Annotated in this window: 10 protein-coding genes; 6 read left to right on the top strand and 4 right to left on the bottom strand. The window is 67.0% G+C overall.

Annotated features, from left to right (window positions below; translation table 11 throughout):
• Positions 1-167: 167 nt before the first annotated feature.
• The 3 genes from VE759_RS17710 to VE759_RS17700 are packed head-to-tail and all read right to left on the bottom strand — an operon-like array spanning position 168 to position 4,775.
• Positions 168-1,754: a glycosyltransferase family 87 protein gene (locus tag VE759_RS17710; RefSeq protein ID WP_324934824.1), complete on the bottom strand. Its 1,587-nt coding sequence runs from the start codon at positions 1,752-1,754 to the stop codon at positions 168-170.
• A gap of 35 nt (positions 1,755-1,789) precedes the next feature.
• A complete protein-coding gene (locus VE759_RS17705; RefSeq protein ID WP_324934811.1) occupies positions 1,790-4,357 on the bottom strand; it encodes a transglycosylase domain-containing protein in 2,568 nt (855 codons plus the stop codon).
• Positions 4,350-4,775, bottom strand: coding sequence for a DUF5318 domain-containing protein (locus VE759_RS17700; RefSeq protein WP_324934809.1), 426 nt, complete (start codon positions 4,773-4,775; stop codon positions 4,350-4,352). Before VE759_RS17700 ends, VE759_RS17705 begins: the two co-directional genes overlap by 8 nt.
• 239 nt (positions 4,776-5,014) lie before the next feature.
• Here VE759_RS17700 and VE759_RS17695 point away from each other — a divergent pair, with 239 nt between their 5' ends.
• The 5 genes from VE759_RS17695 (at position 5,015) to VE759_RS17675 (ending at position 9,086) form a co-directional block, all read left to right on the top strand.
• Entirely contained in the window at positions 5,015-5,557 is a 543-nt protein-coding gene (locus VE759_RS17695) for a PadR family transcriptional regulator (RefSeq protein ID WP_324934807.1), read from the top strand.
• 50 nt (positions 5,558-5,607) lie between these two features.
• Positions 5,608-6,705: an inositol-3-phosphate synthase gene (locus VE759_RS17690; protein WP_324934805.1), complete on the top strand. Its 1,098-nt coding sequence runs from the start codon at positions 5,608-5,610 to the stop codon at positions 6,703-6,705.
• Positions 6,706-6,715: 10 nt separating this feature from the next.
• Entirely contained in the window at positions 6,716-7,624 is a 909-nt protein-coding gene (locus tag VE759_RS17685) for an alpha/beta hydrolase (RefSeq protein WP_324934803.1), read from the top strand.
• A gap of 41 nt (positions 7,625-7,665) precedes the next feature.
• A complete protein-coding gene (locus VE759_RS17680; RefSeq protein WP_324934801.1) occupies positions 7,666-8,460 on the top strand; it encodes an LLM class F420-dependent oxidoreductase in 795 nt (264 codons plus the stop codon).
• A 170-nt stretch (positions 8,461-8,630) separates the two neighbouring features.
• A complete protein-coding gene (locus VE759_RS17675) occupies positions 8,631-9,086 on the top strand; it encodes a MarR family transcriptional regulator (RefSeq protein WP_324934799.1) in 456 nt (151 codons plus the stop codon).
• Between the two features lie 14 nt (positions 9,087-9,100).
• Here the strand turns inward: VE759_RS17675 and ggh are convergent, their stop codons facing one another.
• Positions 9,101-10,441, bottom strand: a complete 1,341-nt coding sequence (gene ggh / locus VE759_RS17670) for a glucosylglycerate hydrolase (RefSeq protein ID WP_324934797.1) — start codon at positions 10,439-10,441, stop codon at positions 9,101-9,103.
• 58 nt (positions 10,442-10,499) lie between these two features.
• Here ggh and VE759_RS17665 point away from each other — a divergent pair, with 58 nt between their 5' ends.
• Complete coding sequence (locus VE759_RS17665) at positions 10,500-11,174, top strand: SDR family oxidoreductase (protein WP_324934795.1); 675 nt, start codon at positions 10,500-10,502, stop codon at positions 11,172-11,174.
• The last annotated feature ends 11 nt before the right edge of the window (positions 11,175-11,185 follow it).

Genomic DNA, 11,185 nt, shown 5'->3' with positions numbered 1-11,185 from the left:
GACCATGATTTCGTAGGGACGCATGGGAACCTCATCACCTCCTATGGTCATGTGCGGCCACGGTCGGTCCGTGGCAGGAGGGTCGCCTGCGTCGGCAACCGGCCCAGGTTACAGGAACGGATGCTGACGTGCGAAATCGCGGTGGGAGCTGAGGGCGGCGAGTGTGACTAGACAGCCGGCGCGGTGGTCGGGTCCTTGCCGCCGACGGGTCTCAGCCAGTGCGGCAGCCAGCTCGGCGGCGCGTCGGGAGCGCGATCGAACACCCCACCGGACGGGTCATCGATGCGCCCACCGAACCGAACCAGGTCGCCGGCGGGGTGATAGATCTGCCAGACCACCAACGTGCACAGTCCAATCACCGCCAAATCGCGGATCAGCACCGCGGCGGTGAACCACTGCTCGGGCAGTCCCCGGTTCTGCTCGCCGTACAGGTACAACATCCGGGGAATCCATACCAGCGCGTCGATTGTCATCCACGCCAGCAGAATTCGCCGATGCGGCAACGCCAATATCGCCAGCGGGACGAGCCACAACGAAAACTGCGGACTCCACACCTTGTTGGTCAGCAGGAACACCGCGACCACCAGAAACGCCAACTGCGCTACGCGCGGCCGTTGCGGCGCGGTCAGCGCGACATAAGCGATTGCCGCACAACCCAATACAAACAACACCACGGCGACGGTGTTGAGCAACCGCGGCGGTTCCCAGAATCCCAGATTCGGATCGAATCCCTGCCATCCGGTGAAGGACTTGACGACGTTGTACAGCGAGTCCATGTCGTCGCCGCGGCGCATGTTGAGTCGGAAGAACTCCGACCAGCCGCGCGGGAATAGCACCAGCACCGGGAGGTTCACCAGCAGCCAGGTGATCAGCGTCGCGGCCGCGGCGTTGCCGACTTCGCGCAGCCGACCCGCGCGTACCCCCAGGATGCACAGCGGGATCAGCAACAGCACCGGATACAGCTTGGCCGCCACGCCGAGGCCGATCAGCACACCGGTCAGGACCGGTTTGCGGCGTGCCCATGCCAATATCGCCCCGGTGGCGAAAGCCGTTGCCAGCGCATCGAAGTTCGTGAAGACCTGAAATATGACGATCGGCGACGCCGCGACGAGCGCCGCGTCCCATACCCGTCGGCCTGCCAGCCGCGCAGTCGCCCACACCGTCGCCAGCCACGCCACCGCCAGGCCGAAAGCGGCGATGTTGAAGAACATCACGACCTCGGCGACGATTGGCAGCGCGATGACCTTGCTTAGCGCAGTGTAGGTCTTGGCCAGCGCCATCGAGGTGTACTGGTAGAGCCCGCTGAGCACCGGATACTCCATGTACCGAACCGCCGGGCGACCGTTGTACTGGGCCTTGACCGCACCCGTGCTGTCGGTCTCCACCCAGCTCGACTTGTACGGAAACTTGCCCTGGTTCAGCAACTCCGCGCCGTACAGCGGAACGATGTCGGAGTAGCACAGCTCGTAATACGCGCGTTGGTTCTCCCAGTTGGCGACACGCTGATCGCCGGGCCCGGTGCGAGTGCTCTGCAGGCACGCCGCCTTCGTCGACCAGCCCAGCGCCATGAAGACCAGCGCAATCACGAACATCACCCGCAGCGGTGTGAGCAGGCCGGCGCGGCCGATCAATGCGTGTTTGCCGACCGGGCCGCCGATGGTTTCCGAGAGGGCAGCAACGAAAACATCGGTGCGGCTTGGCAGGTCGCGATCGTCGATGCTGCGCCGATCGGCCGCCACGGGCAGCGGCGACACCGTCGGCGCGGTCGATCTCTCCGCGTCCGTGTCCGTCACGGCGGCGTTTGTGAAAATGGTCCGGGCTGGAACGGACTCTGTGGACCGCCTTGCGTCCCAGGCTGACTCTGCGTCCCGGGCTGATTCTGCGTCCCGGGTTGGTTCTGCGTCCCGGGCTGATTCTGGATCCCGGGCTGTGTGCCCGGCTGGCCGGCGGGCGGTGCGACCGGCACCGTGGTCGGCGGGCCGATCGGGATGGTGATGCCCGGCGCCACCTCAACGGTCGGCTGAATCACCTGCTGGCCCGGCAGAATCGACGGTGCCGTCGGGCTCGCCGACGGGAGCGGCGCGGGCGGAGCGGGCGGTCCCGCATAGCCGCCGATCTCGGTGGGCTTCGGGAACGACTCGTTCTTCGTGCCCTGCAGCGCGTTGTCCATCGTCGACTTCCAGATGTCCGACGGCAGGCCGGAGCCGTACACCGGTGAGCCCCACTTGTTCACGAGTGGCTTCGTGCCCTCGGTGGTGCCCACCCACACCGCCGTCGACAGCGATGGGGTGAAACCGACCATCCACGCGTCCTTGTTGGCCCCGGTGTCGCCAAGCTGGGTGGTGCCGGTCTTGGCGGCCGACGTGCGGCCACCGGCGAGCGCATGCCCGTTGGAGTAGGCGGCGATCGGTTGCATCGCCGAGATGACGTTGTTCGCAACGGCGTCGTCGATGCGCTTCTCACCGGCGGTGTCCCGGGTCGCCGCGTCGAACAGCACCTGCCCGTCGGCATTGACCACCTTCTGCACGAAGTGCGGCGCATGATATGTGCCCGACGCTGCCAGCGTCGCGTACGCAGAGGCCATATCGATCGGCCGGGTTTGATACTGGCCCAACACGATCCCGTTGTTCGGCGGGCCGCCCTTGCCGTCCTCGGACAAGGTGTGGTCGACACCGGGGAAGCTGTCGGCGATGCCGGCCTGATGCGCGGCGGCCGCGACATCTTGCGGACCCTTCTTCAGCTTCAGCATCAGCCGGTAGTAGCTCGTGTTCAGCGACCGTTTCAGCGCCTCGGCGATGCTGCAGGTGCCGCAGCTCTCGCCCTCCACGTTGGTAATTTTGATGCCGTCCACCGTCAGCGGCGAGCTGTCCAGCTGGTAGCCCAGGCCGATGTTCTGCTCCAGCGCGGCGATCAACGCGAACACCTTGAACGCCGACCCGGTCTGCAGGCCGGCCTGCGCGAAGTCGAACCCGTTCGCGTCGGCGCCGCCGTAGTACGCCTTGACCCCGCCGGTGCGCGGGTCGATCGACACCGCCGCGGCGCGCATGTCGGGGTTTTGGCCCTGCATGTACTTCGAGACGGCCTGCTCCGCCGCCTTCTGCGCCATCGGATCGATCGTGGTGGTGACCTGCAGCCCTTCGGTGTTCAACGTGCGTTCGTCGATGTTGAACAGGTCGAGCAGCTCCTTGGTGACCTGCCGCTCGATAAGCCCGTTCGGGCCGCTAATCTGGCTGTCCGCGCGGGCCTGCTCGGGCGGCACGGTGGGCGGAAACACTTGCGCCGCCCGGTCTTTCGGTGCCAGCGCACCGATCGTCACCATGCCGTCGAGCACCCAGTTCCAGCGCTTGGCGGCACCGTCGGGATCGACGGCCGGGTCGAGGGTCGACGGGCGCTGGATCAACGCCGCCAGCAGTGCGCCGTCGGAGACGGTGAGCTGCTCGACCGGCTTGTTGAAGTAGGCCTTGGCCGCCGCGGCGACGCCGTAGGCTCCGCGGCCGAAGTAGATGATGTTCAGGTAGGCCTGCAGCACCTGGTCCTTCGGCCACTCCCCCGACATCTTCGTCGAGATCACCAGCTCCTTGGCCTTGCGGGTCAGGCCGCCCACGCCGGCGCGCTGCGAACCCACCAACGCGTTTTTGACGTACTGCTGGGTGATCGTCGACCCGCCTTGCGTGTCGCCGCCGACGATGTTGTTCTTCACCGCACGGGCGAAGCCGGTGAACGAGAAGCCGGGATTCGAGTAGAAGTTGCGGTCCTCGGCCGCCATCACCGCGTCGCGCACGTGCTGGGGCACCTGTTTGATGTCGACGTCGACGCGGTTGCCTTCCGGCGGAACGATTTTCGCCAGCTCGGAGCCGTCGCTGGCCAGGATCGTGGACACCTGGTTGGTGCGGATGTCGCCCGGGTTGGGCACGTCGACCATGAGGTAGGCCATCGCGAACGTCATGATCGGCAGCAGGATCAACGCCGCGAAGGAGGCTGCGAGCCCACGCCGCAACCACTTCCAGTTGATCTGCAGCTCCGGCCGTGGCCCCGGTGGGGGCGGTGGCGGCGGGCCATGTCCGCCACCGGGTGGCGGACCGAGGCGGCGTGGCGGATACCGGGGCGGTGGAGGTCTGTCCAACGCCGCCTTGACAGCCTCGATAGGGTCGCGCATCGGCTCATCGCGGACCGTGCGAATGACCGCCGTCGGATGAGCCTCCGGCGGCGGCCGACGTGTTTCGGGACGTCTCACCGGCGGCGCCTCGGGTCGACCCGACGGTCCGTCGCCCCGCCGTGGACGGCCCGGGGCGCGGTCGGCCGCGGGTCCGCGTCGGACGTTAGTGGCTGACCGTTCTGGGCGCTCTCCGCTATTCACTGGCCGTGCGCGCGCCATTGCGCGCCGTCCGGGTGCCGCGCGAGCCCTTGGCAGGGGGCACCGCGCCGAGCACATACGACTTGACCAAGTGATTCCAGCTGCAGGTCCGGCATACCTCCACCACGTGTACCGAGAATTCGTCGTAACGCGCCGCGAGCATCACCAACTCTTCGGCGGTCCTAGCTGAACCGGATACCGCGCCGAGGTGATCCCCAAACACCCAGGACACCAACGTGAGCTGTTCCTTGCGACAGATCGGGCACACTACCGAACTCGGCTTGCCGTGGTATTTGGCGGCGCGCAGCAGGTACGGGTTGGCGTCGCAGACTTCGGAAACACCGGTGCGGCCGGAGTACACCTCGGCCAGCAGAGAGCGGCGCCGGAGCGCGTAGTCCACCACCTGTCGCTGCAGTCGCACGGTGACCAGAGTACGTCTGCCCGGGGACGCACGAGCACCGGACAACTATGTCCATTCATCGGTGGGGCATCTGGTCTGCGGCGTTGGCGGCTCAATTTTCTGCGCAACTCTTACGATCTTCGACGTGGCGACGCGGCAATCGCCAGGCACGCGACCCGGCGTAGCGCCAAATATATCGACGCGATACTATGGCGCGAGGTGTTTCACCGTCCTAACGGCCGCGCAAAGGAGGTGGTTCGGTGCTGGAGCTCGCCATCCTGGGACTGCTGCTCGAATCGCCCATGCACGGCTACGAGCTGCGAAAACGCCTCACTGGTTTGCTGGGTGCCTTCCGCGCGTTCTCGTACGGCTCGCTGTACCCGGCGCTGCGGCGGATGCAGGCCGACGGGCTGATCGTCGAGGACGTCGCCCCGGCGGGCACGCCGGTTCGGCGCCGCGGCCGACGGGTATACCAACTGTCCAACGCCGGCAGGCAACGGTTCGCCGAGCTCGTCGCCGACACCGGTCCGCAGAACTACACCGACGACGGTTTCGGCGTACACCTGGCATTCTTCAACCGCACGCCGGCCGAGGCCCGGATGCGCATCCTGGAGGGTCGACGCCGTCAGGTGGAGGAGCGCCGCGAGGCGCTGCGTGAAGCAGTGGCGCGGGCCAGCAACTCACTCGACCGCTATACCCGCCAACTGCACCAGCTAGGACTTGACTCCAGCGAGCGCGAAGTGAACTGGCTCAACGAATTGATAGCAGCGGAACGTGTGGCGCAGGGCCGTGCCGAGCAGTAGACGCACCGCGATGCACCGACCCGACGATTCAAAGGAAAAGGAGAACGCCCATGAGTGACAGGAACGGAACCCCCGGGGCGGTGCGCGTCGCCATAGTCGGCGTCGGTAACTGCGCTTCCTCGCTGGTTCAGGGCGTTCAGTACTACCGCGATGCCGACGAGAACTCGACGGTTCCCGGCCTGATGCATGTGCGCTTCGGGCCGTACCACGTTCGCGACGTCAAGTTCGTCGCCGCCTTCGACGTGGACGCGAAGAAGGTCGGATTCGACCTGTCCGAGGCGATCTTCGCGTCGGAGAACAACACGATAAAGATTGCCGACGTACCGCCCACCGACGTGGTGGTGCAGCGCGGCCCGACGCTCGACGGCATCGGCAAGTACTACGCCGACACGATCGAGCTCTCCGACGCCGAACCGGTCGACGTGGTGAAGGCGCTGAGGGACAACCAGGTTGACGTGCTGGTGTCGTACCTGCCCGTGGGCTCGGAGGAGGCCGACAAGTTTTACGCGCAGTGCGCGATCGACGCCGGTGTGGCGTTCGTCAACGCGCTGCCGGTGTTCATTGCCTCCGATCCGGTGTGGGCCAAGAAGTTCGAGGATGCCGGTGTGCCGATCATCGGCGACGACATCAAGAGCCAGGTGGGCGCGACGATCACCCACCGGGTGTTGGCGAAGCTGTTCGAGGACCGCGGCGTGCAGCTCGACCGCACGATGCAGCTGAATGTCGGCGGAAACATGGACTTTTTGAACATGCTCGAGCGCGAGCGGCTGGAGTCGAAGAAGATCTCCAAGACCCGGGCCGTGACGTCGAACCTGCAGCGCGAGTTCAAGACCAAGGACGTGCACATCGGTCCGTCCGACCACGTCGGCTGGCTCGACGACCGCAAGTGGGCCTACGTCCGGCTGGAGGGCCGGGCGTTCGGCGACGTGCCGCTGAACCTCGAGTACAAGCTCGAGGTGTGGGATTCGCCGAACTCGGCGGGCGTGATCATCGACGCGGTGCGCGCGGCGAAGATCGCCAAGGACCGCCGGCTCGGCGGCCCGATCGTCCCGGCGTCGGCGTACCTGATGAAGAGTCCGCCGCAGCAGCTGCCGGACGACGTGGCCCGCACCAGGCTGGAGGAGTTCATCGCCGGCGGCCAGAGCTAGCGTCAACGGCGTGACCAACGCCGAGCTGTCCGACGACGAACTGGCCGCGCTGCCGGAATTCGCGCTGCTCGAGGAGAATGCGCGACAAGCCGGTGTGACGGGGCCGTTGCCCGCCGTCGAACGTGTCGACGTGGGCCCGGTCAGCGCGCTGCGGTTCGGCGACGGGCCGCCGCGGGTGGTGTTCCTGCACGGTGGCGGACAGAACGCACACACCTGGGATACCGTCATCATCGGGCTGGGCGAGCCGGCAGTGGCCGTCGACCTACCGGGGCACGGACGATCGGCATGGCGCGCGGACGGCGATTACGGGCCGCGGCGCAACGCCGAGGCGCTGGAACCCGTGCTGCGGCGGCTGGCTCCCCATCCGGACTTGGTGGTCGGAATGTCGCTGGGCGGCCTGACGGCGCTGCGGTTGGCCGTCAGCGCGCCGGACTTGGTGCCCAACCTGGTGCTCGTCGACGTCACACCGTCGGCACCCGATCGGCACACCGAGATGACCGACGCGCAGCGCGGCACCGTCGGCCTCATCCAGGGCGATCGGACCTTCCCGAGTTTCCAGGCGATGCTGGAGTTGACGATCGCGGCGGCGCCACACCGGGACCGGGAATCGTTGCGGCGCGGCGTTTTTCACAACTCAAAGCGGCGCAGCGACGGTACCTGGACGTGGCGGTACGACGCAATTCGCAAGGGCGACGGCTTCGTCGGGCTGTGGGACGACGTGCCCGCACTGACCACGCCCACCACGTTGGTGCGCGGGGCATGTTCTAAGTTCGTCACCGACGAGGACGTCGACGAATTCGCGCGCACCGCGCCGGGTTTTCGAGGTGTGCACGTCGTCGCCGATTCCGGGCATTCGGTGCAAAGCGATCAGCCGCTGGCGCTCGTCGCCATCCTCCGCGAAATCGTGGACGCCCAGTAGTCGGCGCACTCGGCGACCCGGCGCGGCGCTACCGTGACCGGGTGACCTTCCCAATCAGAATCGGCGTGCAGCTGCAGCCGCAGCACTCGCCGGAATACGCCAACATCCGTGATGCCGTGCGCCGCTGCGAAGACATCGGTGTCGACGTCGCCTACAACTGGGACCACTTCTTCCCGCTCTCCGGCGACCCCGACGGGCCGCACTTCGAATGCTGGACCATGCTCGGCGCATGGGCCGAGCAGACGTCACGCGTCGAGTTCGGTGCCCTGGTCACCTGCAACTCGTATCGCAATCCGGACCTGCTGGCCGACATGGCCCGCACTACCGACCATATTTCGGGTGGCCGACTGATCCTAGGAATCGGTTCCGGTTGGTTTCAGCGCGACTACGACGAGTACGGCTACGACTTCGCCACCGCGGGACGTCGGCTCGATCAGCTGGCGGCCGCGCTGCCGCGGATCAAGGCACGCTTCGCGAAGCTGAACCCCGCTCCGACCCGCGACATTCCGATCCTCATCGGTGGGCAGGGCGAGAAGAAGACGCTGCGACTGGTGGCCGAATACGCCAACACGTGGCACGGCTTCGTCGACCGCGCAACCTATCCACGCAAGGCCGAGATCTTGGCCGGGCACTGCGCCGACGTGGGCCGCGATCCGGCGACCATCGAGCGGTCGGCAGCTGTCCAGGCCGCCGGCGATGCGCTGCTGGCCGAGGCCGACGCGCTCGTCGAGCTCGGCGTCACGCAGTTCACGGTCGGCGTCAGCGGTCCCGACTACGACCTGAGCAGAGCCGAGGCGTTGTGCCGCTGGCGCGACCGAGCAAATGGAGCTTATTAGCTTGCGGCGCAGGTTTTTCGACGCAGCCGCTGCTGATCGCTGAGCTTGGCGCCGAGCTGATCTTCGACCGTCCCGAACCCAAACGCCGCCAGCGGTTCTTGTCGCAAATTCGGTAGCGGAAATGCCGAGTTTGAGTCCCGGCAGTTCCAGACAGGTTAGACTGGCGAATTATGGTGGACACACAACCGCAGGTCAGTGAGCTGGCCGAAGAGCTGCACCGTGTCCTCACCAAGGTTTTCGCGGTGTTGCGTCGGGGCGACACCAGCCGGGTTGCCACCGGTGATCTGACCCTGGCGCAGCTATCGATTCTGTTTACACTGCTGGACCGCGGCCCAATCCGGATGACCGAGCTGGCCGCCCACGAACGGGTTCGCACGCCGACGACGACCGTCGCGATCCGCCGACTGGAAAAGCTCGGTTTGGTGAAGCGGTCCCGCGACCCCTCGGATCTGCGGGCGGTGCTCGTCGACATCACTCCGCGTGGCCTCGCCGTGCACCGTGAATCGCTGGCCAATCGTCGCGCCGCACTCGCGGCGATGCTCAGCAAGCTCAGCGAGGACGACCTGGAGACGCTGACGAAGGCGCTGCTGCCGTTGGAGCGGCTGGCCAGCCAGGGCGGCACCTGACCGTTATCGGCTAGTCAGCCGAGCCAGTCCAGCACCGCCGCGGCGGTCCAGGACTGTTGCATGCTGCCCAGCGGCTCACCGGTGAACGGCTCGTAATACTCGGCGAACGTGCCGTCGCTGGCCTGCCGCAGACCCTCCCTGGCCAGGGTCCGCGACCGCTCCGCCCAGCCCCGACGCCCGAACGCCCAGGAGAACAGCCACGTCATCACCGGCCACACCGGCCCGCGCCAATATTCGCGCGGCTGGAAATCCCGAGCCACCGGCGACGTCGACGGGATCAGCGGGAACTTCAGATCCGGGTGCCCGCAGAACCGCGGACCCTCGAGCAGCCGCAGCAGCGTGCGCTCCTTGCCATGCGGCAGGCCGCCGCAGAGCAGCGGCGCGAATTGAGCGACCGTCTCGGTGGCCACCCAGCGCTCGGCACGAACGTCGTAATCCCTGGCTGCACCGGTTCTTTCGTCGGCAGTCCCCACCACGCCGGCCCGGAACCGGTCGGCCCACGCATATAGATCACGGACGTCGGCATGCGGGCGTTTGTAGTCTTCACCGATGTTGGCCAGCACGTCGCAGGCCACCGCGAAGATCGCCGAGACGAACACGTCTTCCACCATGAAGCTCATCACCTTGGGCAGCAGCTCGTCGTCGTAGCGCGCGGCCTTCATCTCCTCGAGAAGCCACAGATACCTGTCGTACTCATTGTCGGTCGGCCGCTGCGTGGGGTCCGTCACGATCGCGATGTCGGCGCGTTGGTACTCCGGCAGCTTGCCCGGAATCACGTTGGCGTAGGCCGCATCCCAGCGTGGCGAATTGTCCATCCCGGATTCCCAGCCGTGATAGAGCGTAATCCGGCCGCGCGAGTTCTGGTCACGCGCCTCGGCCAGCCACCGGTGCCAGCGCACCAGATCGGACCACCGCCGGTCGACGAAGGCGTCGGCAACCTGACGGGTGGTGCGGCCGCGCCTGCGCGCGTACTCGAGGATGCGCTCGACGGCGATCGCGTGCACGGGCGGTTGGGTGATTCCGGACGTATGCCGGTTGCGCGGGGCGTTGGCGGCCAGTGTCGCGGTGGCCCACCGGGCCGGGCCCGGGAAATAGCCATCCCCGCCGGTGGCAAACACGATGTGCGGGATCATCCCGTTCGCCCACTGTGCAGAAAGCAGCGTGTCCAACTCCACTACGGCCCGCTCGACGCTCAGCGGCGCGAGGCCGACCGCAACAAACGCGGCGTCCCAGCTCCACATGTGCGGATACAGCAGCGGCGCGGCCGTGGTCATCACACCCAGGTCGTTGCCCCGCAGCAGATAGGCCGCGCGAGCGGCCAGCTGCGTGGAAGTAAAGCCCGGGTCGGATGCCATGCTTACCCATTCTGCGGCGACTTCGGCCATTGCGCGATGCAACGGTAGGGTGGCCGGCATGCCGACCGCGCTGATCACCGGGGCGGGCGGCGGCCTCGGCTCGGCCATCGCCCGCGCATTGGCGCCCACCCACAGCCTGCTGCTGGCGGGGCGGCCGTCGCCTCGGCTCGATGCCCTCGCCGAAGCGTTGGGCGCCCCCACGTTCCCGTTGGATCTCACCGACATCGACAGCATCGAGGCGAGCACGGAAGTCATCGACGAGCTCGACGTGCTGGTGCACAACGCCGGGGTGGCGTCGTTTGCCGGCATCGCCGATTCCGATATCGGAGACTGGCGAACCGCGTTCGAGGTCAACGTTATTGGCGCGGTCGCGCTGACTCAGGCGGTGCTGCCCGCACTGCGTGGTGCCGAAGGTCACGTCATCTTCATCAACTCCGGCGCCGGACTGAATGCGCTGCCTGGCGCGGCGTCGTACTCGGCGAGCAAGTTCGCGCTGCGAGCAGTCGCGGATTCGCTGCGCGCCGAGGAGCCGGCGCTGCGAGTGACGTCGGTGCACCCCGGCCGGATCGACACCGCGATGCAGCGGGAGTTGGTCGCGTTCGAGGGCGGCGAGTACGACGAATCATCGTTGCTGAAGCCGGAAACCGTCGCCGGGCTGATCGCCGAAGTCGTCGCAACACCGCCGGATGCGCAGGTGCACGAGATCATCGTGCGGCAGCGGCCGAAGCGCTAGGGTCGACAGGC

The organism is Mycobacterium sp., from assembly GCF_035640695.1.
GTDB lineage: Bacteria > Actinomycetota > Actinomycetes > Mycobacteriales > Mycobacteriaceae > Mycobacterium.
Note: the sequence above shows the minus strand (reverse complement) of the source record. Positions and strands in the feature narration are given on the sequence as shown.

Excerpts from the sequence above, each read along its gene's own strand:
- VE759_RS17690 (WP_324934805.1), top strand. The coding sequence starts at position 5,608 with ATGAGTGACAGGAACGGAACCCCCGGGGCGGTGCGCGTCGCCATAGTC.
- VE759_RS17675 (WP_324934799.1), top strand. The coding sequence starts at position 8,631 with ATGGTGGACACACAACCGCAGGTCAGTGAGCTGGCCGAAGAGCTGCAC.
- ggh (WP_324934797.1), bottom strand. The coding sequence starts at position 10,441 with ATGGCATCCGACCCGGGCTTTACTTCCACGCAGCTGGCCGCTCGCGCG.
- VE759_RS17665 (WP_324934795.1), top strand. The coding sequence starts at position 10,500 with ATGCCGACCGCGCTGATCACCGGGGCGGGCGGCGGCCTCGGCTCGGCC.